The sequence below is a fragment of the Acidisoma sp. 7E03 genome, assembly GCF_054665075.1.
This window is the reverse complement of sequence record NZ_BAAFHE010000009.1, coordinates 81435-103173: the sequence shown is the minus strand read 5'-3', so window position 1 is coordinate 103173 and position 21739 is coordinate 81435. Positions and strand designations below refer to the sequence as shown.

Below are 21739 nucleotides of genomic sequence, written 5' to 3'. Positions count from 1 at the left end.
AGGCCCCGGGATCATCCCCGGGGCCTTCTTTCTTTGTTCTGGCCGCCTCAGGCCGGATGGCTCGGTGGTGCTGCGGGCGGCGGCGGCGGTGCCGTGCCGCGGCGGATGGCATCCGCTTCCTTGCGCCGGCGCTTCCGCGCCTGCGACCATTCCTCATAACTCTGCAGGATGACGAAGAAGGCCGGCACGAAGAGCACGGCGAGGCAGGTGGAGGCGGTCATGCCGCTGAAGACCGTGATGCCGATGGACTTGCGGGAATTGGCGCCCGCCCCTGTCGCCGTAATCAGCGGCACCACGCCCAGCATGAAGGCGAAGGAGGTCATCAGGATCGGCCGCAACCGGATGTGCGAGGCGTAGCGCGCCGCTTCCAGGATGGACTTGCCGTGCAGCACCCGCTCCTCCCGCGCCACCTCGACGATCAGAATGGCGTTCTTGGCGGCGAGCGCGATGAGCAGCAGCAACCCGATCTGCGTATAGAGGTTGTTGTCGAGCCCGAGCGAGCCGAGCACGAGGCCGGGGCCGAGGAGCGCGAGCGGCACGGCGAGCAGCACCGAGACTGGGCTGATCCAGCTCTCATACTGGCCGCAGAGCACGAGGTAGACGAGGATGAGAGCGAAGCCGAAGGCATAGATGATCTGCCCGCCCGCCACCTGCTCCTGATAGGACATCGCGGTCCAGTCATAGCCCGTGCCGCGCGGCAGGTTGTGCGCCGCGAGCTGCTGCATCAGCCCCATGGCCTGGCCCGAGCTGAAGCCCGGCGCCGGCATGCCGACCACGGTTGCCGCCGGATAGAGGTTGTAGAGGCTGAGCAGCGAGGGCCCGACCGTCGGCTTGATGTGGACCAGCGTGCCGATGGGGATCATCACCCCGTCCTGGCTCTTCACGTAGAGATTGTTGAGCTGGTTGATGTTCAGCCGGTATTGCGAGTCCGCCTGGGCATAGACCTGGAACGTCAGGCCGAACTCGTTGAACTGGTTGATGAAGGACGAGCCGACATAGGCCGAGATCGTGGAGAAGACATCGCCCACGTTGACGTGCAGGCTTTCCGCCTTCACCCGGTCGATCACCACGTCATATTGCGGCACCGTCGCCCGGAAGGAGGTGCTGACATGGGCGAGCCCCGTCTGCCCGTTGGCATTGGCAACCACGGTGCGGGCGATGGATTGCAGCTTGGTGTAATCGTTGCTGCCGTCCCGCTGCTCCAGCATCATGGTGAAGCCGCTGGCATTGCCGATGCCCTGAATGGCCGGCGGCACCAGAACCACCGTCGCCGCCCCCTGCTCCGCCTGCAGCGCGGTGTTCAGGTTGTTGTAGATCGAGCGCAGATCCTCGCCCTTGCCGCGATCGCCCCAGGGCTTGAGGATGACGAAGGCGACGCCGGCATTGGCGAGGCTCGCCATGTTGTCGAGCGCCGACAGGCCGCCGATGCTCACCACTTCCTGCACGCCCGGCACCTTCCGCGCCAAGGTGGAGATGTCATCCATCACCTGGTTGGTGCGGCCGAGGGAGGCACCGTCCGGCAGCTGCGTCGCGATCAGCACATAGCCCTGATCCTCGGTCGGCAGGAAGCCGGAGGGCAGCCGCGCCACGCTCCACACCGCAGCGGCCGACAGCGCAAGGGCGACGATGACGGTGAGCAGCGCATGGTTCGTCAGATGCAGGATGATCCGGGCATACCAGCGCGAGAAGGCGTCGAAGCTGTTGTTGAAGCCGCGCGCGAGGAAGTTGCGCTTCTCGGGCGGCTTCGGGATGCGCAGGAAGACGGCGCATTGCGTGGGCTTGAGGGTGACCGCGTTGAGCGCCGAGATCAGCGCCGTCATGGCGATGACGAGGGCGAACTGCGCATACATCTGCCCCGTCAGCCCGGGGGTGAAGGAGGCCGGGATGAAGACCGACATCAAGACGAGGGTGATGCCGACGATGGGGCCGAAGAGCTCGTCCATCGCCTTGATGGCGGCGTCGTGCCCGTTCATGCCCATTTCGAGCTTCTGCGACGCCCCTTCGACGATGACGATGGCATCGTCCACCACGATGCCGATCGAGAGGACGATGGCGAAGAGCGTCGAGAGGTTGATGGTGAAGCCGAGGGCCGCCATGGCGGCGAAGGCGCCGATGATGGTGATGGGCACCGTCGTCGCCGGCACCAGCGTCGCCCGCCAGTCCTGCAGGAAGACGACGATGACGACGAGGACGAGGATGCCGGCCTCGATCAGCGTCTTGTACACTTCGTGGACGGAGGCCGAGACGAAGAGCGTGGTGTCGTAGGGGATGCTGTATTCCAGCCCCTGCGGGAAGCTCTTGGCCAGCTCCGCCATGGTCTTGCGAACTTCGCCGGCGACCTGCAGCGCATTGGCGCCGGGTAGCTGGTAGATGGCGATGCCGGCGGCGGGCGCGTTGTTCAGCGTGAAGTTCTGGGCGTAGTTCTGCGCCCCGAGTTCGATCCGCGCCACGTCCTTCACGCGGGTGATGAGCGCCTGAGTGCCCTGCCCCGAAGTCGCCTGACCGGACTTGATGATGATGTTGCCGAACTGCTCCGGCGTCGTCAGCAGACCCTGGATGTTGATCGTGTATTGGAAGGCCTGGTTCGCCGGGGCGGGCGGCGCCCCCGTCTGCCCGGCGGTCACCGCCTGGCTCTGGCTCTTCACCGCGTTGATGACGTCCTGCGGGGTCAGGCCCCGCGCCTGCAGCGCGTTCGGGTCGAGCCACAGGCGCATCGCGTAGGAGCCGGCGCCGAAGACGTTGACGTTGCCGACACCCGGCAGGCGCGCGAGCACGTTGACCAGGTTGATGCCCGCATAATTGCTCATATACAGGCTGTCGTATTTTCCGGTGGGCGAGTTCAGTGCCACGATCTGCAGGATCGCGGTCGACTTCTGCTCCACCACCACGCCCTGCGCCTGGACCGCGGCCGGCAGCTGGGAAAGCGCGGCCGAGACGCGGTTCTGCACCAGAACCTGGGCGAAGTTCAGATCCGTGCCGATCTTGAAGGTGACCGTCAGCGTATAGGCGCCGCTCGAGGTCGAGGTCGACTGCATATACAGCATGTTCTCGACGCCGTTGACCTGCTGCTCGATCGGCAGGGCCACGGTGTCGACCAGGGTCTGCGCGCTCGCACCCGGATAATTCGTCGTCACCGAAACGGTCGGCGGCACGACGTTCGGATACTGCGCGACAGGCAGGGTGATCATGGCGACGAGGCCGATGATCACCACGACGATCGAGAGGACGTTCGAAAGGACCGGCCTCTCGATGAAAAATTTCGAGATCATCGCCGGTTACTTGACGCTTTCGAGGGCGGCGGGAACCTTCAGCGGCGGCGCATCCTGGGGCGAGACCTTCTCCCCCGGGATCGCGCGTTGCAGCCCATCGACGATCACCTTGTCGGTCACGGCGAGGCCGCTTTCGACGACGCGCAGCCCGTCCACCTCGCTGCCTGTGGTGACGGCCCGCTGCTGCACGGTGTTCTGCGCGTCGAGCACGAGGAGATAGGAGCCGCCCTGGTCCGCACCGATCGCCGTATCCGGCACCAGCAGCGCGTTCTTGTCGATGCCGAGGGGGATCTGCACGCGGACGAATTCACCCGGCATCAGGATCAGGTCGTCATTGGTGAAGATGGCGCGGGCGGACAGCGTGCCCGTCGTCGCATCCACCGTCGGCGAGATGTAGTCGAGCTGGCCGACATGCGGAAAACCGGTCTCGGTCTGCAGCCCGACCGCGATCGGCACTTCGTGCACGTCCGCGAAGGTGCGGCCCATCGCGCGGAGGGCGGCACGGATGCGCTGCACCACCGGCTCGCTCAGGGAGAAGTCGACGTAGATCGGCTTGAGCTGCACGATGGTGGCGAGTTTGGTCTTCTGCCCGCCGCTGCCCACCATCTGGCCGACAGAGACGAGATGGGCGGAGACCTGCCCGTCGAAGGGCGCCTTCACCTGGGTATAGGAGTAGTTGATGGCCGCGAGCTGGGTGCTGGCGATGGCATTGTCGAGATCGGCCTGCGCCGCGTCGCGCTTGGCCTGGGCATTGTCCAGATCGGCCTGGGAATTGACGTTCTGCTGCCGCAGCTGCGCCTGACGGTCATAGGCCTGCTGCGCTTGGACGAGATTGGCTTGCGCCGCGGCCTGCTCGGCCTGGGCCTGCTGCAGCTGCGCGAAATAGGGCGGCGGCTCGATGGTGAAGAGCGTCGTGCCGCTTTTGACCATCGCGCCATCCGTATAGTTCTGGCTGTAGAGGAAGCCCTGGATGCGCGCGACGAGGTCCACCGAGTTCAGCGGATTGACGTTGCCGGTGGTCTCGAGATGGCGCTGCACGTCATGCTGCAGCGGCGTGGTGACCGAGACGGTGGGCGGCGGCGGCGGCACGTAGGTATTGCTCTTCTTGCAGCCTGTGAGCGCGAGGCTCAGAGCGAGACCGGCGGTCCAGGCCGAACGGGGAACAACGCCGAGTAACGCCATGATCTATTTCGATCTCTTGCAGGGATAACCGAGCCGTGATCGCTTGTAGAAGCATTCGGCGGGCAGCCGCAAGGATGATTCGAGACGGAAACCAACCGGCTTCCCGCCCCTGGCGGATTTCATCCGCCCGACATCGGCAGGCGGCCCGCGGCCACCCCTCCGCGTCTCAGGAAAACTTCAGGATCAGTCCGATAAGCCCGGCCAGCGTGATCAGCAGGGCATAGAAGACTAGCCAGAGCCGCCGGCGCCCCTCCTCCGGGGTGCTCACTCCTCGATCGCCTCATCGGCGTCGAAACTCGCCTCTTCCGCAGGCTTGCTGCCCCGCCGGCCAACCAGCGGCAGCCGGTTCTTCAACTCCAGCAGGCGCACCACCCGGCCGCCGAGGCGGATGAGTTCGATGAGCTGATCGGTCTCCAGGCGCTGAATGTCCGTCGACCATTTGGTGATGAGTTCCAGCAGGTCATGCATCTCGCGCATGCGCTGATAGGCATGTTCGTCCTCCGGCCCGCTCGCCTTGTCGAGCAGCAGGTCCCGCAGGATGGAGAGGGTCGGGTCCAGCTCCCGCCGGCGCCGCTCCTCGGCCAGGATGCGCACGATCTGCCAGACGTCCTCGGGCGTCGAGAAATGCTCCCGCCGGTCGCCCGGCAGATGCTGCAGCCGCACCAGCCGCCAGGATTGCAGCTCCTTCAGCCCCATGGAGACGTTGGAGCGGGAGAAGCCGAGCGCTTCGGCAATCTCGTCCGCCGGCAGCGGGCGCGCCGAGAGAAACAGCAAGGCGCAGATCTGACCGACGGTGCGGTTGATCCCCCAGCGGCTGCCCATCTCTCCGAAATGCAGGACGAAGGCTTGCGTGACCGGCGTCAGTTCCAAATTTCCAAACTCTCAGTCTGTCCGAATACAGCCGGGATGCCCCGGGCTAGATCACGTCCGCAGGGGCCAGGCGACAGGCGACCGTCCCATCGATCTCGATTTGCAGGGTGGAATGGCCGATGCGGAAGCGCTGCTGCAGATGCTCGCATGTTTCGCGCAAGAAGGCATCCCCAGGGTGCCGGCCGGGCATCACCAGATGGCCGGTCAGCGCCGTCTCGGTCGTGCTCATGGCCCAGATGTGCAGGTCGTGCACCTCGCTTACCCCGGGCAGCGCTTCGAGATAGCGGCGCACCGCCGGCGCATCCACGCCCTCCGGCACGGCGTCCATCGACATGTTGACGGACTGCCGCAGCAGGCCCCAGGTGCCGGCGACGATGACGACGGCGATGACGATGGAGACCAGCGGATCGATCCGGTTCCATCCCGTGGCCATGATGAGGACGGCGGCTACCACGACGCCGACGGAGACCAGGGCATCGGCCAGCATGTGCTGGAAGGCGCCGCGGATGTTGAGGTCGCCCTTGGAGCCGGAGGCGAAGAGCCAGGCCGTCACGCCGTTGATGGCGATGCCGATGCAGGCGACGATGATGACGGTGAGGCCGGCCACCTTCTCGGGCGTGATCAGGCGCTGCACGGCCTCCGCCAGGATCGCCCCGGTCGCGAGCAGCAGCAGGCCGGCATTGAGCAGGGCGGCGAGAATCGTCGAGCGGCCGAGGCCATAGGTATAGCGCCCACTGGGCGGCCGGCGCGCCAGCACGCTCGCCAGCCACGCGGCGGCCAAGCCCAGCACATCCGTCAGATTGTGCGCGCCGTCGGCCAGCAGCGCCATCGAACCGCCGATGATGCCGTAAACCACCTCCGCCACCACGAAGCCGACGTTGAGGACGATGCCGATCAGGAAGGCGCGGCCGAAATTCGCCGGTGCATGCACATGGCCCATGCCGCCATGGGAATGGCCGTGATCATGCCCGTGGTGGTCATGGCCCTCATGGCCGTGGTCATGGTGGTCGTGATCATGGTGGTCGTGATCATGGTGGTCGTGATCATGGTCGTGGTCGTCATGGTCGTGACCGTGGTGCCCCTGCATGCCGCTCATCGCACCCGCCTCCTTCTTGCCGCGGCTTTATCTTGCACGGAAAGCCGAGCTTGCCCAAAACACGGGCCCCATGAGACATCTCCTCCCATGCTGAAGCTCCGCGTCATTCCCTGCCTGGACGTCAAGGACGGCCGGGTCGTCAAGGGTGTCAATTTCGTCTCTCTTCGTGATGCAGGGGACCCTGTGGAGCAGGCGGCGCTCTATGACGCCGCGGGCGCCGACGAGCTCACCTTCCTCGACATTACCGCAAGCCATGAAAACCGCGATACGATCCTCGACGTCGTGGCCAAGACCGCCGAGCGCATCTTCCTGCCGCTGACGGTGGGCGGCGGCATCCGCTCGACGGCCGACATGCGGCGCCTGCTGCTGGCCGGGGCGGACAAGTGCAGCATCAATTCGGCGGCCATCGCCCGGCCGGAACTCGTCTCGGAAGCGGCCGAGAAGTTCGGCAACCAATGCGTCGTCGTGGCGGTGGATGCGCGGACCAATGGTCCCGGCCGCTGGGAGGTATACAGCCATGGCGGGCGTACCCCGACCGGTCTCGATGCGGTTGCCTGGTGCCAGCGCATGGCGGTGATGGGCGCGGGCGAAATCCTGCTGACCAGTATGGACCGGGACGGCACGGGCCGCGGCTTCGACCTCGACCTGCTACGGGCCGTCTGCAGTTCGGTGACGATCCCGGTCGTCGCCTCCGGCGGCGTCGGGTCGCTCCGCCATTTCGTCGAAGGCGCGCAGGCGGGGGCAACCGGCCTGCTCGCCGCCAGCGTCTTCCATTTCGGCCAGTTCAAGATCGCCGAAGTCAAAGCCGCGCTGGCCGCGGCACAGCTTCCCGTGCGCCTGCCGCGCGGCCTCTGAGGACGTCTGCCTATGCCCAAAACCGCGAAGGCCGATCGGGCCGCCAAGCCCGCGAAGAAAGTCGCCGGCAAGAAGAGCGTCGCCAATGCGGCTGGGGCAAAAGCGGCCCCGCCCGCGACCGGGCACGATGCCGGCGTGCTGGACCGGCTGTGGGAGACGATCGAGAGCCGGCGCGATGCGGACCCGAGCGTCAGCCATTCCGCCCGGCTAATGTCTCGCGGCACCGCGAAGATCGCGCAGAAGTTCGGCGAAGAGGCGGTGGAATGCCTGATCGAGGCCGTCAGCGGCCAAAGCAAGCCGGCGCTCGTCGCGGAAAGCGCGGACGTGCTGTATCATCTGCTCGTTCTCTGGGTGGATGCCGGGGTCCGGCCTGAAGAGGTCTGGGCCGAGCTGACCCGCCGGGAAGGCGTCAGCGGCATCGCCGAAAAGGCCTCCCGCCTGCAGCGGCTGCGTGTTTCTCAATCGGTGGAGACGAAGAAGATCCCATGACCATCACCCGCTTTTCCGTGCCGCCCCTGTCCTCCGTCACCCGGCATCTGGCGGCGGTGGCGCACGGACGAGCGGCGCCCGATCTGGTCATCCGCGACGCGCGGATTCTCTCGACCTATTCCGAACGCATTATCCCGGGCCGGGAGGTGTGGATTTCCCGTGGCCGCATCGCCGCGGTGAAGCCCGCGGGCTCCTGGCGCGGCGAGGGTGCGGCGATCTACGACGCGCAAGGCGGCATCATCGCCCCCGGTCTGGTGGACAGCCACATCCACATCGAAAGCAGCCTGATCACGGCCTGCGCCTATGCCGAAGCCGCGCTGCTCAACGGCACAACGACGATCTTCTGCGATAGCCATGAAATCGGCAACGTGCTGGATCGGGACGGCGTCGAATGGATGCTGGAGGATGCGCGCGCCGCACCGCTCAATATCTTCCTCACCGTGCCCTCCACGGTGCCCGCGACCTCTCCCGAGCATGAGACGGCGGGCGGCGACCTGACGCCCGAGAAGATCGGTGCGATTTTCGATGCATGGCCCGAAGCGGTTGCACTCGGCGAGAAGATGGACTTCGTCCACGTCGCCATGGGCGACGAGCGCAGCCACGCCATCATCGCCGAAGCGCTGAAGCGCGGCCGGCCGGTGAGCGGCCATTGCTATGGGCGGGAATTCGTCGCGGCCTATGCGGCAAGCGGCGTGACCGATACGCATGAGGCGATCGACCGCGAAATCGCCAACGACTTCCTCGAAGCCGGCCTCTGGGTCTTCCTGCGCGGCGGGCCGCCCACCACGCCCTGGCATTCCCTGCCGCAGGCCATCAAGGCCGTGACGGAACTCGGCGCCAATGCCAAGCGCGTCTGCATCTGCACGGACGACCGCGAGGCGGACGATCTCGCGATGTTCGGCCTCGACTGGGTGGCGCGGGAAGCGGTGCGCGCCGGCGTTTCGCGCGAAGTCGCCTGGTCGATGGGCTCGCTGCATGGCGCGACCCGCTACGGCATGGATGGCGAATTCGGCGCCCTCGGCCATAGCCGCCGCGCCGACATCGTGCTGCTCAACGACGATCTCGTGCCGCAGAGCACCTGGTATGGCGGCGTGCTCGCCGTCGATCAGCGCAAGGTCACCTCAGCTTTCGACGAACAATTCGAAAGCGGCCGCTACCGCTATCCGAAGCGTGCCTATGAGACGGTGACCGTGCCCGACGGGCTGACCCTGACCCCGGCGCTGCCCACCGAGCCGGTGACGGCCAATGTCATCCGCACCGAACTGCCCGGCATCGTGCTGATCCATGAGCAGGTGCAGCTGAACCCCGCCGATGGCGACTGGCCGGCGCAGCTCGACCGGCACGGCCTCTGCTTCGCCGCGGTCATCGAGCGGCACGGCAAGTCCGCCGGCAATGTCGGGTTTGGTCTGCTCAAGGATTTCGGGCTGAGGAGCGGCGCCGTCGCTTCCTCCGTCGGCCACGACGCGCACAACATCATCGTCGCCGGCCGCACCGAAGCCGACATGCAGGTGGCGCTGGCTGCGATCCGCGAGAGCCAGGGCGGCATCGTGGTGGTGAAAGACGGCAAGGTCGTCGCCAAGGTGGATCTGCCGATCGCCGGGCTCCTCTCCGACAAGCGCCTCGGCACGGTCGCGGAGGAAGCGGCGGCCCTGAAAGCCGCCTGGACCGATCTTGGCTGCACCCTGCCCTTCATGGGCTTCAACCTCGTGCCGCTCGCCGTCATTCCCGAGATCCGGCTGACCGACAAGGGCTTGGTCACGGTGCCGGGGATGGACATCGCGCCGCTCTTCGAACCGGCCCGGGCCGGCGCGAACGTCTGACGGGCAAATTGATTCCACTGTTGCATCGAATGCTCTTCTGGGTATATAAAATGCCTAAAGGAGCACTCGATCATGAGCGGTTTTCACTTCGCGGAAGCGCAGCATCCCCTTCATGGCGCGGAGGCCGGTTTTTCGAGCCGCGCGGCCAGCCCCTATCTCTCGCTGCACCTGGCAGACCCGCTGGCCCGCATCGCGGCAGCCCGGGCCGGGCTCGGGGCCGCGGACGCGAAGGCCCTGCTGGATGACCTCGGCATCAGCCAGGACACCGGCTTGCGGGCGCTGAGCCTGCCCATCGCCACCGTGAACAAGAAGGCCAAGGCCGGGGAAAAGCTGGCGCCGGACGAAAGCGAACGGGTGCTGGGCCTGGGCCGTATGATAGGCCAGGTGGAAGCCATGCTGGGCGATCAGACCGACAGCTTCGATGCCCATGCCTGGCTCGGGCGGTGGCTGCTGGAACCGCTGCCGGCGCTCGGCCACCGTCGTCCCGCCGAGCTTCTCGATACGATGGAAGGCCAAGCCCTGGTTTCCCAAGCCCTCGCCCAGATCGAAGGCGGTGCCTACGCCTGAGTGCGGGCGATGACCCATAGCCTCTGGCGCATCGCCGCCGAAACCCCGGCCTATGCGGCGGACGACCTCTCCGGCCGCGGGGCCAACCGGTGCGGCGGGCGGTGGAACCCGCCGGGCCTTCCGGCGGTCTATGCCTCGGCGACTCGGGCGCTCGCCTGCCTCGAGACCATCGTGCACCTGAATGCCGGCGGGCTACCTTTCAACCGTTACCTTATCGAAATCATCGTGCCGGATGCGGTCTGGCAGCGCGCGCGACGAGAGACCGCGGAGACGCTGGCTGTCGGTTGGGATGCGCAGCCGGCCGGCCGTGCAAGCATCTCCTTCGGGGCAGACTGGCTGCGGCACGGCGAGAGCGCCCTCTGCCTCCTGCCTTGCGCCCTAATCGCCGAGGAAGTGAACGTGCTGATCAACCCACGCCATCCGGATGCACGCATGCTGCGCGCGGTCAAGCGCCGCCGCTGGCTCTATGACCCCCGCCTGCGGCCGGCACCCGCTCAGCCGGCGGTATAGACGACGTCCTTCCCCGCCTCCGCTGCGCGCCACAGATACCAGGCGGCGGTGCTCCGATAGGGCGACCAGATTTCGCCGGCGAGCGCCAGGGCGCGGGGTTTCGGCTGCACCTCCAGCCCATGCAGCCGTCGATAGCCTTCGCGCACGCCGAAATCATCGACGGGGAGGATGTCGGGCCGGCCCAGGCTGTGCATCAGCAGCATCTCCACCGTCCAGCGCCCGATGCCGCGCACCGCGGTCAACCGCTCGATCAGAACGGCGTCGCTCATGCGGGCCGCGGCCCGCCGGCTGGGCACGATCCCCTCCACCGTCTTGACGCAGAGATCCTGGATGGCCGCGATCTTGCCGGCGGACCAGCCGCAGGCGCGCAAGGTCGCCGTATCCGTTGCCAGGACCTGCGCCGGGCTCGGAAATCCCTCGCCCGGAAACAGCTCCTCGAAGCGCGCCAGGATGGCGGCGGCCGCGCGGCCATGAAGCTGCTGGTGCGCGATGGCGCGCAGCAGCGATTCGAAGGGTTCGCGATCCTTCGTCACGGTCAGGCGGCAAGGGCCGACGCGGCGGATGAGCGCCCCCATCGCCGGATCGACCGCCGCCAGATGGCGTGTAGCCGCGGTCAGAGCAGAGAACCCTGCACCGGCGCGCGACGCGGCCGTGGCGCCTTGTCGGCGGATTTCGACGCGGGTCCGTGGCCGGTGGTGACGCCCACCGCGCCATCGGCGAAGCGGAGGGACAGCGCCTCGCCCTCGCTGAGGCTAGCCGCCCGGGTGACGGGATGGCCGGCCTCATCCGACACCAGGGCGAAGCCGCGCTCCAGCACCGCCTGGTAGGAGACGGCGTGCAGCCGGGCGGAGAGCCCCTCCAGCCGGGCGCGCGCCTCGCGGTGGCCGGCCTGAACCGGCGCCGCGGACAGGCGGGCGCTGATCCGCGCCTCCTGCTGCCGGGCGACCGCGACGCGATGGCGGAGGCCGCTGGGCAGGCCTTGCGCGGAGAGGGTCAGCGCCGTGCGGCGGAGCGCCACGAGCTGCGGCAGCCCGAGCGCGAGCCGGCGGCCTTCTTCCACGATCCGGCTCTTGAGCCCGTCCAGCCAGGCGCGCGGCGCGGGCAGACGTTCCGAGGCGTGCCGCCATTCCGCGCGGCGCATGGCGAGCAAGGTTTGCGGCGCATTGCGCAGCCGCTCACCGCGATCGTCCAGCCGGATGCGCGCCTGACCCAGCAGCGCTCCGACATCGGGAAGGCCGCGCGCCGCGCCGGTCAGGCGCAGCCGCCCCTCGCCCGTCAGCCGCGCGATGGCGGCTGCGAGGCGCCCGCCTTTCTGCGTCACGTCGCCCAGCAGCTCGAGCCGCGCCGGCACCGCCATTTCGGCCGCCGCCGTTGGCGTCGGCGCCCGGCGGTCCGAGACGAAGTCGATCAGCGTCGTATCCGTCTCGTGCCCCACGGCCGAGATCAGCGGGATCGTGCAGTCGGCCGCCGCCCGCAGCACCACCTCTTCGTTGAAGGCCATCAGGTCTTCCAGGCTGCCGCCGCCACGGGCGACGATCAGCACGTCCGGGCGAGGAATTGGCCCATCGGCGGCGAGCGCCGAGAAGCCGCGAATCGCAGCGGCAATCCGCAGGGTCGCGCCCTCCCCCTGCACCGGCACGGGCCACAGCAGCAGGTCGCGCGGAAAGCGACGTGCGACGGTGGTGCGGATGTCGTGCAGCACCGCCCCCTGTTCCGAGGTGACGAGGCCGATGACCCGCGGCAGCAGCGGAATGGGCCGCTTGCGCTCGGGCGCGAAAAGCCCCTCCTCGGCAAGTTTCACCCGCAGCATTTCGATCTTCGCGAGCAGGGCGCCGGCGCCGGCATATTCCATCCGCTCGACGATGAGCTGATAACTCGACCGCTCGCCATAGGCGGTCACCCGGCCCGTCGCGATGACCTCGACCCCGTTCTCCGGTACCAGGCCGAGCCGCGAAACCGCAGACTTCCAGATGATGCCGGCGATCTTGCCCTGCTCGTCCTTGAGCGAAAAATAGATGTGGCCGGAGGCGTAGCGCTTCAGCTCGGTGATTTCACCGCGCACCCGCACGCGGCCGAAGGCGCCTTCCAGCGTGCGCTTCACCGCCGCCGAAATCTCGCCCACCGAATATTCGGGGATATTGCTGGTCTGGGTCATGTCGCTCGTGGCCATGACCGCAGACTATGCTAGAGCCGCCTGCACTTGAAGGTCACGGCCCGGACGCCTGGGCGAAGGAGAGACGATGCGGGTTCTGGTGATTGGCAGCGGTGGGCGGGAACACGCCCTGGTGCAGGCGATCGCGAAGAGCCCGCTGGTGACGAAACTCTTCTGCGCCCCTGGCAACCCCGGCATCGCGCCGCTCGCCGAGCTGGTGCCGATCCCGGTGACCGAGGTGGAGGCGCTGGCGAGCTTCGCCGCCTCCAACCAGATCGATCTCGTGGTGCCCGGGCCGGAAGCCCCGCTCGTCGCCGGCATCGCCGATCTGCTGGCCGAACGCGGCATCCGCTGCTGCGGTCCCTCCAAGGCAGCCGCCCAGCTCGAAGGCAGCAAGCAGTTCACGAAGGAAGTCGCGGATGCCGCCGGCATCCCGACGGCGCGCTGGGAAGCCTTCACCGATTCGCACCATGCGCTCGACTTCGTGCGGCGCCGCGGCGCCCCCATCGTCGTCAAGGCCGACGGGCTTGCCGCCGGCAAGGGGGTGGTGGTGGCGCAGACCGAGGCGGAGGCGGAGGCCGCCGTCATCGCCTGCCTGCGCGACGGTGCCTTCGGCGTCGCCGGGGCCCGCGTCGTCATCGAGGAATTCATGGAAGGGCCGGAGGTGTCCGTCTTCGCGCTCTGCGACGGGACCGAGGCGGTCTTTCTCGGCGCCGCGCGGGACCATAAGCGCGTGGGGGACGGCGACACCGGCCCGAACACCGGTGGCATGGGCGCCATCGCGCCGCCGCCCGGCTTCACGCACGAGACGCGGGACCTGGTGATGGAGAGCATCATCCGTCCGACCCTCGCCGAGATGGCGCGCCGCGACATGCCCTTCCGCGGCATTCTCTTTGCCGGTCTGATGCTGACCGCCGATGGGCCGAAGCTCATCGAATACAACGTCCGCTTCGGCGATCCCGAAGCCGAGACGCTGCTGCCGCTGCTCGACAGTGACATCGTGCCGGCGCTCGTCGCCGCCTGCGAGGGCGGTCTCGCGCATGTGCCGCTGCGCTGGCGCGCCCAGGCCTCCGTCTCGGTCGTCATGGCGGCGCAGGGCTATCCCGGTGCCTACCTTCGCGGCACGCGGATCGGTGGTCTGGACAAGGCTGCGGCAGAAGAAGCCGTCACCGTCTTCCATGCCGGCACGCGGCAGCAGGACGGGGCGATCCTGGCCGAGGGCGGGCGTGTACTCGTCGTCAATGCCACCGGCTCTTCACTCAGCGTCGCCAGAAATCGTGCTTATGCGGCGGTCGATAAGATAGACTGGCCCGAGGGTTTCTGCCGGCGCGATATTGGTGGACAGTTCATATGAGACGGTTGAGGGAAAATTTCTTCTGCCGCTGATCGTCGATTTCAGGTGGCAAAACACTTGCATTGTTCCCCTCCGCCATGAAAACTGATCACATTCCTTAGAGGGGGAGTTTCTTTGATGCCGTCCGACGTGCTGATCGAGAATCATCAAACGATCGCCCAAGGCGCACCACCAGCTTCCCCCATCCGGCATCTCATCGAAGTTGCCGGTGTGGAAAAGATCTTCGGAGACCCCGCCACCGGACACCGGGCTCTCGAAGCCATCAACATCAATATCGAGGAGAAGGAGTTCTTCACCCTTCTCGGCCCCTCGGGCTGCGGCAAGACCACGCTGCTGCGCATGATCGCGGGCTTTGAACATCCGACCGTCGGCGAAATCCGCCTCAACGGCAAAGACGTAGCGCCGCTGCCGCCGCGCGAGCGCCCGGTCAACATGGTGTTCCAGAACTACGCGCTCTTCCCCCATCTGACGGTTGCACAAAACGTAGCCTTCGGCCTCGAAATGCTGGGCTGGAAGAAGGCAGACATCACCGCCCGCGTGCAGGAGACGCTGTCTCTCGTGAAGCTCGCGCATTTCTCCAGCCGCAAGCCGGCGCAGCTTTCAGGCGGTCAGCAGCAGCGTGTCGCCCTCGCCCGCGCTCTCGCCCCCCGGCCGCAAGTGCTGCTGCTCGACGAGCCGCTCTCTGCGCTCGATCTCAAGCTGCGCAAGGAAATGCAGTTCGAACTGAAGCGCCTTCAACGCGAGACCGGCATCACCTTCGTCCTCGTCACGCATGACCAGGAAGAGGCGCTCGCGATGTCGGACCGCATCGCCGTCATGAACACCGGCCGCGTGCAGCAGATCGGCACGCCCGAGGCGATCTACGATGATCCGACCAATCGCTTCGTCGCGGACTTCATTGGCGAAGCCAATCTCATTCCCGGCGAAGCGCTCGGCCGCTCGCCCTCCGTGGTCATCGCCATTCGCCCCGAGCGCGTCGCCTTGACGCCACCGGGCGAGACCCCGCGCGTGACCGGAACCGTGGAGACGGCAACCTTCCTCGGCTCCGACACGCTGATGGAAATCGCGATCCCCGGCGGCCGGGTCCGCGCCCGCATCCGCGGCGCCGCCAAGCTAGCCCCCGGCACGACGGTCGGGCTGAGCTGGACCACGGAAGCCGAACGCGAACTGGTGGACTGACGCCATCATGCTGAAAAAACGCTCGGCTTACTGGCTGATCCTGCCTGCGGTTCTCGTCATCTTCATCTTCGGCGCCATCCCGCTTCTGATTTCCCTCGTCTATTCCTTCATGTCCGCAAACCCCTATGGGGGTGTGCAGGCCCCGCTGACCTTCGCTGCCTATGTGCAGATGGTCTTCGACCAGGATTTCGACGGCAGCCTGGTCTTCATGCCCGACTATCTCGTCATCGCCTTCCGCTCGATCTACCTTGCGCTGGCAACGACGGTGCTGAGCCTCGCGATCGGCTTTCCCGTCGCCTGGTACATCGTCTGCCAGTCGCCCGGGCGGCGGAAGATCCTGCTGACGCTGGTCTCCCTGCCCTTCTGGATCAACACCCTAATCCGCACCTATTGCTGGATCCTCATCCTGCGCGACGAGGGCCTGGCCAACAAATTCTTCGGCTGGCTCGGCTTCATCTCCCACCCGCTGCCGCTGCTCTACAACCAGGGCTCCATTCTGCTGGGCCTGGTCTATACCTTCCTGCCCTTCATGGTTCTGCCGATCTATGCGACGCTCGAGCGGCTCGACCCGCGTCTGATCGAGGCGGCGTATGATCTCTACGCCAGCCGCTTCGAACTCTTCCGCCGCGTCATCTGGCCGCTCACCAAACCCGGTATCGCCGCCGGCACGGTGCTGGTCTTCGCGCCCGCCCTCGGCTCCTTCCTGCAGCCGGACCTGCTGGGCGGCGGCAAGCAGCTGCTCATCGGTAGCCTGATCGAAATGCAGTTCACCTCTTCCCGCAACTGGCCCTTCGGTGCCGCGCTGTCGATGCTGGTGACCTTCGCCGTCATCCTGTCGCTCGCCTGGCAGAGGTGGCGAACCAAGCGCGCCGCAGCGGCGCAGGCAGCGTGATCATGGCGAGCACCCCGATGCCCACGGCCGCACGCCGCAAGATCCGTCCCTTCGATTGGCGGCGCAATCCCGGCTTCGGCCCCTTCACCGCTTTGGTGATGGCCTTCCTCTACCTGCCGCTCGTCATCCTCGTCGTCTATTCCTTCAACGCCAATCGCTTCGTGACGGTCTGGACCGGCTTCAGCTTCCACTGGTTCGTGCGCGTCGCGAACAACGGCGACATCCGGCATGCCGCCTGGATCTCGGTGCTCGTCGGCGTGCTGGCGACGATCTGCTCCACGGTGATCGCGATCGCCGCTGCTCTCGGCTTCGAGCGCGGCGGCCGCTTCAAGGGCGAAGGTGCTGCGACCAGCCTGGTGATGATGCCGCTGGTGGTGCCGGAAATCGTCACCGCCATCACGACGCTGATCTTCTTCTCCTCGATCGGCTTCCACTATGGCGTGCTGAACCTGGTGCTGGCGCACACGGTCTTCTGCATTCCCTTCGCCATGCTGCCCATCCAGGCGCGGCTCAATACGATCGGGACGATGTACGAAGATGCCGGGCGCGATCTCTATGGCAGTGAATGGCGCATCTTCCGCCGCATCACCCTGCCGCTCATGGTGCCGGGCATCATGGCGGGTGCCATCCTCGCCTTCGTCACCTCGCTGGACGACTTCCTCATCAGCTTCATGGTGAGCAGCGCCGGCACCACCACCCTGCCCGTCTACGTCTACGGCATGATGCGCCTCGGCGTGACGCCGGAAGTGAATGCGATTTCGACCATCCTGCTGGTGATCTCGGCGGCGCTTGCCCTCGTCGCCTTCCTCATCAGCCGTCCGAACGAGGCCGGTGCCGCTGCGGGGGGAACCGCCCCCGCGACCACGCCGGCCACGGCGACCACCTGAACCCCACCATCCGAAGCGGAGGAACGTTCCCATGAGTTTCAAGACCACCCTGATGGCCCTGGGCCTGGGGGTCGCGACCATTGCGGCCGCACCCCTGGCCCAGCCCGCGCAGGCCGCCGATGCCGGGGTTCTGCACATCTTCAACTGGACGGACTACACCGCGCCCGACCTGCTGAAGAAATTCACCAAGGAAACCGGCATCAAGGTCACGCTCGACACCTATGATTCGAACGAGACCCTGCTCGCCAAGCTGAAGGCCGGCACCACGGGCTACGATCTCGTCATCGTCTCCAATGACTTCGTGAAGATCTTTGTCCAGCAGAACCTGCTGCAGAAGATCGACGCGAGCACGATGCCGAACTTCCACAATCTCGATGCCCGCTGGCAGCATCGCGACTGGGACCCGAGCGCCGAATACACCATCCCCTGGCAGTGGGGCACCACCTCCTTCACCTATGACACCAAGGTCTATCCGCAGCCGGTGGACAGCCTCGCCACCCTCTTCAAGCCGCCGGCGGTCTTCAAGGGCCAGGTCGGCATGTTCGGCTCGCCGAGCGAAGTCATCGGCCTCGCTTTCATCTATCTCGGCTACCCCCCCTGCGACACGAACCCGGCGCATCTGAAGGAGACGCTGGCCCTTCTCGAAGCGCAGAAGCCTTTCGTGAAGCTCTACAACTCCGACGGCATCATCGATCGCCTCTCCGCGGGCGAAGTGACGATGAGCGAGCAGTGGTCGGGTGACGCGATGCGTGCGCGCTTCGCCAAGCCCTCGCTCAAATACGTCTATGCCAAGGAAGGCGGCACTGGCTGGATGGACAATCTCGCCGTTCCCGCCGGTGCGCCGGACGTGGAGAACGCGAAGAAGTTCATCAACTTCATGATGGACCCCGAGAACGCCGCGATCGAGAGCAACTTCGCAGGCTACCAGAACGGCGTTGCCGGCTCGAACAAGTTCCTCGACCCGAAGATGGCCGCCGCACCTGAATTCAATCCGCCGGCAGACTACAAGATCGTTTTCTCGCCGGGTTGCGACGCGAAGGCGACCAAGGACTTCGACCGCATCTGGACGCTCATCCGGAAATAACCGAGAACTCCCCCCGGGATTTCATTCCGGGGGGAGTTTTTCATGGACGTCGTCTTCTCGCCTGACCATGCGCTGCATGTGAGCCCGGGCGAACTCAATTCCGGCGAATTCGTGCCGGCCTTCGAAAAGCCCGAGCGCGCCGAAATCATCCTGGCCCGCGCGAAGGAGGTCGGCCTGGGCACGGTGCGGCCGCCGCTGTCCTTCTCCCCCGATCATCTGACCCGCATCCATGATCCCGGCATGGTCGATCTGCTGCGCGACGGCGCGGCGGAATGGAAGCAGCTCGGGCGCCAGGGTGGCGCCTTTCCCTTCACCTTCTTCACCCGCGGATTCCGGACGGACCGCGTGCCGGAGACCCTGGAAGGCCGCCTCGCCTACTATTGCTTCGACGCCGGCACGCCGCTCACCGAGACGAGCTGGCAGGCGATCGAGTCCTCCGCCCATGTCGCCTTGACCGGCGCCCGCGCCATCTCGGAAGGTGCGGGCAGCATCTTCTCGCTGTGCCGCCCGCCCGGCCACCATGCGGGGGCGGACCATTACGGCGGATATTGCTTTCTCAACAATGCGGCGATCGCCGCGCAGTATCTGCGGGACCAGGGGGCGGCGCGCGTCGCCATCCTCGACGTCGACTACCACCACGGCAACGGCACGCAGCAGATCTTCTACCGGCGGGACGACGTTCTGCTGGTCAACATCCATGCGACACCCGACCAGGAATACCCCTATCTGCTCGGCTTCGCCGACGAGCCGGGCGCCGGCGCGGGCGAAGGCTACAACCTCAACCTGCCGCTGCCGTGGGGTACGGAGTGGAGCGGCTGGTCGGAGGCGCTGGAGACCGGCTGCCGCCGCGTTGCCGCCTATGCGCCGGACGTGCTGATCGTCTCGCTCGGCGTCGACACCTATCAGAAGGACCCGATCTCGCAATTCAAGCTCGACCACGACCATTTCACCCGCATGGGCGCGCGTATCGCCCAGCTCGGCCTGCTGACGCTCTTCGTCATGGAGGGCGGCTATGCCGTCGCCGAAATCGGCATCAACGCCGTCAACGTGCTGACCGGCTTCGAAGGGCGTTGAGTAAACCTTGCCATGTGACAAGGTTGCGCGCACAGTCTGGCCCGGCCGGACTGTGCGCCGCATCTGGGCGGCGCCTGGCCAGAAAGGACAGCCCATCATGATCAAACAGATGCTCGCCGCGGTCGCGGCGCTGACCCTGCTCGGCCAAAGCGCGGCCTTCGCCCATGCTTATCCGCAGAAGGAATATCCGGCCAAGGGCGCGACGATGAAGACGGCGCCGACCAGCCTGTGGATCGAGTTCGACGATGCGTTGGAGCCGCACTTCACGGGTGTCACGGTGACCGATGCAAAGGGCGGGCGCGTGGACCGGGGCCATGCGACCGTCTCGAAGACCGATCCGCACCACCTGAGCGTCGGGCTCAAGCCGCTGGCGCCGGGCAAATACACGGTGCATTGGCACGCGACCGACACCGACACCCATAAGACCCACGGCAGCTACAGCTTCACCGTGGTGGCCTGACCGCGTGCCGGTGCCGGACTTCGATCTTTCCGACAGTGGCGGCATCGGCCTCGTTCTGCTGCGGGCGCTCTGCGACCTCGCGGTGCTCACCGTCTTCGGCACGGCGACGCTACGCGCCCTGATCAGGCTTGCCGCCGTGCCGGCGGCCGATGGTTGGGCCCAGCCGCTGCGACGCGGCAACCAGGCGCTGGCGGCCCTCGCCGGCCTCCTGCTCGTCCTATGGCTGGTCTTCACCGCGCGCTATCTGGCGGAGGCCGCCGGCTGGCGGGACTGGCTGGGTGCGATCGTCACCGTACTGGCGGGGACGAGTTACGGTGCCGTGGTCATCGGCCAGGTCGGCGCGCTGGCGCTCATGGCGGCCGCCCTCTTCCTCGGCGATGGCTTCGGCGATGCCCTCGCCTTGCTCGCCGCGGCCCTGGCCGTGGGGCTGCAGGCCTGCCACGGGCATGCCTTCAGCATGGGACAGATGGGACTCTACGCCGTCTCGGTGCTGCATCTGCTTGGCGGCGGCGCCTGGCTCGGCAGCCTGCCCGCGCTGTGGTGGATGACGCGGCGGCTGCCGCCGGAGGCCTGCGCCCGGCTGCTGCGTCACTTCTCCTCTCTCGGCCAGGTGGCCGTCCTGCTCATCGCTGTCACGGCCCTGATCCAGGGGCTGACGATGATCCAGAACTGGCACACCCTGGTGACCACTGCCTATGGCTGGACCGCGGCGCTCAAGGGCCTGCTCTTCCTCGTGCTGCTGGGCCTCGCCGCCGCCAACCGCGTTCTCTGGACGCCGCGGCTCGCGCGCGGCGCGGGCGGCCATACTGGCTTCGCCCTGACCCTCGGCATCGAAATCGGCTGCGGGATGGCCCTCATCCTCGCGGCCGGCCTGCTCGCGAGCCTGCCGCCCGTCATGAGCATGTAGCGCCCCTGCAGCGCAGGGAAACCCTGAGGTTCCTTGCAGTGGCTACTTGCGAGCCTTGGGGATGACCGCGCATAGTCGATAGCGCGTGTGCAGAGACAACGCATCCCTCCCCGGGACAAGGGCAATCCACCCAGAGTGAGTGGCGATGCAGAGTGGCGTGCAGGAACCGCAGGCTCAGCCGGATGCCTTCGCGCAGACCTCAGTCTTCGAGCTAGGCCTTTCCGCCTTCGAGGTGTTCGATCTGCTTCCGATCGGCGTGCAGGTTGATGACGCACGGCACCATACGATCTACGTCAACGCCCGCTTTACGGAGATGACGGGCTATACGCGCGAGGACATCGCCGATCTCGAAGACTGGTTCCGCCTCGCCTATCCGGATGCGGCGGAGCGCGCCGCGGTGCGGCGTGATTGGGCCGCACGGCTGGCGGAGGCGGAAGCGAGCGGCCGCGACATCGCGCCCATCGAGCGCTGCCTGACCTGCAAGGATGGCGAGCAGCGGGTCTTCGAATTTCACGTCCGCCGCATCGGCGCCTTCTACGTCTACCTCAACATCGACGTGTCGCACCGCAAGGCCCTGGCCGACGACATGCGGCGCCTCGCCTTCACGGATTCCCTGACGGGACAGGGCAACCGCCGCTCCTTCCTCGCGGCGGGTGAAGCGCTCCTCGCCGAGCGGTGTCTGCCGCTCGCCGGTCTGATGGTCGACATCGACCATTTCAAGAGCCTCAACGACCGCTACGGCCACAAGGTGGGTGACGAGGCTTTGATGAAGGTCGCGACCCGCCTGGGCGCGCTGCTGAGCGCCGATCAGCACCTTGCCCGGCTGGGCGGCGAGGAGTTCGGCGTGCTCCTGCCCGGCTGCGATGCCGAGGCCGCGGCGGCGGTCGCCGAACGTCTGCGGCTCGCGGTCACGGAACGGCCGCTGATCCTGCCCTCGCTCAGCTTTCCCGTGCCCGTTTGCGTCTGCGTGGGCGGCGCCCTGGCAGCGCCGGGAGACCGCACGCTGGACGGGCTGCTCGCCCGCGCCGACCGCGCCCTCTATGATGCGAAGCGTGGCGGGCGCAACCGCGTCCGCTTCAGCGAAGGGTGAGC

General features: G+C 66.9%; 20 protein-coding genes. 14 read left to right on the top strand and 6 right to left on the bottom strand.

Going from position 1 to position 21739, the window contains the following annotated elements:
* Positions 1-47: 47 nt before the first annotated feature.
* From ACYQ6W_RS15005 to ACYQ6W_RS14990, 4 genes are all read right to left on the bottom strand, one after another.
* Positions 48-3269: an efflux RND transporter permease subunit gene (locus ACYQ6W_RS15005; RefSeq protein WP_459676392.1), complete on the bottom strand. Its 3222-nt coding sequence runs from the start codon at positions 3267-3269 to the stop codon at positions 48-50.
* 6 nt (positions 3270-3275) lie between these two features.
* Positions 3276-4451 carry an efflux RND transporter periplasmic adaptor subunit gene (locus ACYQ6W_RS15000; protein WP_459676390.1) on the bottom strand — a complete coding sequence of 392 codons (1176 nt, stop codon included), beginning with the start codon at positions 4449-4451 and terminating at the stop codon, positions 3276-3278.
* Positions 4452-4715: 264 nt separating this feature from the next.
* Positions 4716-5321 carry a GbsR/MarR family transcriptional regulator gene (locus ACYQ6W_RS14995; protein ID WP_459676388.1) on the bottom strand — a complete coding sequence of 202 codons (606 nt, stop codon included), beginning with the start codon at positions 5319-5321 and terminating at the stop codon, positions 4716-4718.
* A gap of 46 nt (positions 5322-5367) precedes the next feature.
* Positions 5368-6408, bottom strand: coding sequence for a cation diffusion facilitator family transporter (locus ACYQ6W_RS14990; protein WP_459676623.1), 1041 nt, complete (start codon positions 6406-6408; stop codon positions 5368-5370).
* Positions 6409-6504: 96 nt separating this feature from the next.
* On the opposite strand from ACYQ6W_RS14990, the gene hisF reads away from it, so the two are divergent.
* The 5 genes from hisF (at position 6505) to ACYQ6W_RS14965 (ending at position 10658) form a co-directional block, all read left to right on the top strand.
* Positions 6505-7272, top strand: coding sequence for an imidazole glycerol phosphate synthase subunit HisF (hisF, locus tag ACYQ6W_RS14985; RefSeq protein WP_459676386.1), 768 nt, complete (start codon positions 6505-6507; stop codon positions 7270-7272).
* Between the two features lie 12 nt (positions 7273-7284).
* On the top strand, positions 7285-7761 hold the full coding sequence (locus tag ACYQ6W_RS14980) for a phosphoribosyl-ATP diphosphatase (protein WP_459676384.1): 477 nt from the start codon (positions 7285-7287) through the stop codon (positions 7759-7761).
* Entirely contained in the window at positions 7758-9581 is a 1824-nt protein-coding gene (locus ACYQ6W_RS14975) for an adenine deaminase (RefSeq protein ID WP_459676382.1), read from the top strand. Before ACYQ6W_RS14980 ends, ACYQ6W_RS14975 begins: the two co-directional genes overlap by 4 nt.
* A gap of 72 nt (positions 9582-9653) precedes the next feature.
* Positions 9654-10148 carry an antitoxin Xre/MbcA/ParS toxin-binding domain-containing protein gene (locus tag ACYQ6W_RS14970; RefSeq protein ID WP_459676380.1) on the top strand — a complete coding sequence of 165 codons (495 nt, stop codon included), beginning with the start codon at positions 9654-9656 and terminating at the stop codon, positions 10146-10148.
* Between the two features lie 9 nt (positions 10149-10157).
* On the top strand, positions 10158-10658 hold the full coding sequence (locus ACYQ6W_RS14965; RefSeq protein WP_459676377.1) for an RES family NAD+ phosphorylase: 501 nt from the start codon (positions 10158-10160) through the stop codon (positions 10656-10658).
* Here ACYQ6W_RS14965 and ACYQ6W_RS14960 read toward each other — a convergent pair.
* Both ACYQ6W_RS14960 and xseA read right to left on the bottom strand, forming a co-directional pair.
* Positions 10643-11233 carry a DNA-3-methyladenine glycosylase family protein gene (locus ACYQ6W_RS14960; RefSeq protein WP_459676375.1) on the bottom strand — a complete coding sequence of 197 codons (591 nt, stop codon included), beginning with the start codon at positions 11231-11233 and terminating at the stop codon, positions 10643-10645. The two genes, ACYQ6W_RS14965 and ACYQ6W_RS14960, sit on opposite strands and share 16 nt — an antisense overlap.
* 38 nt (positions 11234-11271) lie before the next feature.
* Positions 11272-12813 (bottom strand): exodeoxyribonuclease VII large subunit, encoded by a 1542-nt coding sequence (xseA, locus tag ACYQ6W_RS14955; RefSeq protein ID WP_459676372.1) that lies wholly within the window; start codon positions 12811-12813, stop codon positions 11272-11274.
* 85 nt (positions 12814-12898) lie between these two features.
* Between xseA and purD the strand changes: the two genes are divergently transcribed.
* From purD to ACYQ6W_RS14910, 9 genes are all read left to right on the top strand, one after another.
* The gene (gene purD / locus ACYQ6W_RS14950) at positions 12899-14164 is read left to right on the top strand and encodes a phosphoribosylamine--glycine ligase (protein ID WP_459676370.1); all 1266 of its coding nucleotides are present in this window, start codon (positions 12899-12901) and stop codon (positions 14162-14164) included.
* Positions 14165-14281: 117 nt separating this feature from the next.
* A complete protein-coding gene (locus ACYQ6W_RS14945; RefSeq protein ID WP_459676368.1) occupies positions 14282-15343 on the top strand; it encodes an ABC transporter ATP-binding protein in 1062 nt (353 codons plus the stop codon).
* 7 nt (positions 15344-15350) lie between these two features.
* On the top strand, positions 15351-16235 hold the full coding sequence (locus ACYQ6W_RS14940; RefSeq protein ID WP_459676366.1) for an ABC transporter permease: 885 nt from the start codon (positions 15351-15353) through the stop codon (positions 16233-16235).
* Positions 16236-16237: 2 nt separating this feature from the next.
* A complete protein-coding gene (locus ACYQ6W_RS14935; protein ID WP_459676364.1) occupies positions 16238-17122 on the top strand; it encodes an ABC transporter permease in 885 nt (294 codons plus the stop codon).
* A 31-nt stretch (positions 17123-17153) separates the two neighbouring features.
* Complete coding sequence (locus tag ACYQ6W_RS14930) at positions 17154-18206, top strand: extracellular solute-binding protein (protein ID WP_459676362.1); 1053 nt, start codon at positions 17154-17156, stop codon at positions 18204-18206.
* Positions 18207-18248: 42 nt separating this feature from the next.
* On the top strand, positions 18249-19280 hold the full coding sequence (locus tag ACYQ6W_RS14925; protein WP_459676361.1) for a histone deacetylase family protein: 1032 nt from the start codon (positions 18249-18251) through the stop codon (positions 19278-19280).
* Positions 19281-19377: 97 nt separating this feature from the next.
* On the top strand, positions 19378-19740 hold the full coding sequence (locus ACYQ6W_RS14920) for a copper resistance CopC family protein (RefSeq protein WP_459676360.1): 363 nt from the start codon (positions 19378-19380) through the stop codon (positions 19738-19740).
* Between the two features lie 4 nt (positions 19741-19744).
* Positions 19745-20647, top strand: a complete 903-nt coding sequence (locus ACYQ6W_RS14915; RefSeq protein ID WP_459676359.1) for a CopD family protein — start codon at positions 19745-19747, stop codon at positions 20645-20647.
* A gap of 145 nt (positions 20648-20792) precedes the next feature.
* The gene (locus tag ACYQ6W_RS14910) at positions 20793-21737 is read left to right on the top strand and encodes a GGDEF domain-containing protein (protein ID WP_459676622.1); all 945 of its coding nucleotides are present in this window, start codon (positions 20793-20795) and stop codon (positions 21735-21737) included.
* Positions 21738-21739 lie beyond the last annotated feature (2 nt).

Excerpts from the sequence above, each read along its gene's own strand:
- ACYQ6W_RS14925 (WP_459676361.1), top strand. The coding sequence starts at position 18,249 with ATGGACGTCGTCTTCTCGCCTGACCATGCGCTGCATGTGAGCCCGGGC.
- xseA (WP_459676372.1), bottom strand. The coding sequence starts at position 12,813 with ATGACCCAGACCAGCAATATCCCCGAATATTCGGTGGGCGAGATTTCG.
- ACYQ6W_RS15000 (WP_459676390.1), bottom strand. The coding sequence starts at position 4,451 with ATGGCGTTACTCGGCGTTGTTCCCCGTTCGGCCTGGACCGCCGGTCTC.
- ACYQ6W_RS14910 (WP_459676622.1), top strand. The coding sequence starts at position 20,793 with ATGCAGAGTGGCGTGCAGGAACCGCAGGCTCAGCCGGATGCCTTCGCG.
- hisF (WP_459676386.1), top strand. The coding sequence starts at position 6,505 with ATGCTGAAGCTCCGCGTCATTCCCTGCCTGGACGTCAAGGACGGCCGG.
- ACYQ6W_RS14980 (WP_459676384.1), top strand. The coding sequence starts at position 7,285 with ATGCCCAAAACCGCGAAGGCCGATCGGGCCGCCAAGCCCGCGAAGAAA.
- ACYQ6W_RS14940 (WP_459676366.1), top strand. The coding sequence starts at position 15,351 with ATGCTGAAAAAACGCTCGGCTTACTGGCTGATCCTGCCTGCGGTTCTC.
- ACYQ6W_RS14935 (WP_459676364.1), top strand. The coding sequence starts at position 16,238 with ATGGCGAGCACCCCGATGCCCACGGCCGCACGCCGCAAGATCCGTCCC.
- ACYQ6W_RS14990 (WP_459676623.1), bottom strand. The coding sequence starts at position 6,408 with ATGCAGGGGCACCACGGTCACGACCATGACGACCACGACCATGATCAC.
- ACYQ6W_RS14965 (WP_459676377.1), top strand. The coding sequence starts at position 10,158 with ATGACCCATAGCCTCTGGCGCATCGCCGCCGAAACCCCGGCCTATGCG.
- ACYQ6W_RS15005 (WP_459676392.1), bottom strand. The coding sequence starts at position 3,269 with ATGATCTCGAAATTTTTCATCGAGAGGCCGGTCCTTTCGAACGTCCTC.
- ACYQ6W_RS14945 (WP_459676368.1), top strand. The coding sequence starts at position 14,282 with ATGCCGTCCGACGTGCTGATCGAGAATCATCAAACGATCGCCCAAGGC.
- ACYQ6W_RS14920 (WP_459676360.1), top strand. The coding sequence starts at position 19,378 with ATGATCAAACAGATGCTCGCCGCGGTCGCGGCGCTGACCCTGCTCGGC.
- purD (WP_459676370.1), top strand. The coding sequence starts at position 12,899 with ATGCGGGTTCTGGTGATTGGCAGCGGTGGGCGGGAACACGCCCTGGTG.
- ACYQ6W_RS14930 (WP_459676362.1), top strand. The coding sequence starts at position 17,154 with ATGAGTTTCAAGACCACCCTGATGGCCCTGGGCCTGGGGGTCGCGACC.
- ACYQ6W_RS14960 (WP_459676375.1), bottom strand. The coding sequence starts at position 11,233 with ATGGGGGCGCTCATCCGCCGCGTCGGCCCTTGCCGCCTGACCGTGACG.
- ACYQ6W_RS14970 (WP_459676380.1), top strand. The coding sequence starts at position 9,654 with ATGAGCGGTTTTCACTTCGCGGAAGCGCAGCATCCCCTTCATGGCGCG.
- ACYQ6W_RS14975 (WP_459676382.1), top strand. The coding sequence starts at position 7,758 with ATGACCATCACCCGCTTTTCCGTGCCGCCCCTGTCCTCCGTCACCCGG.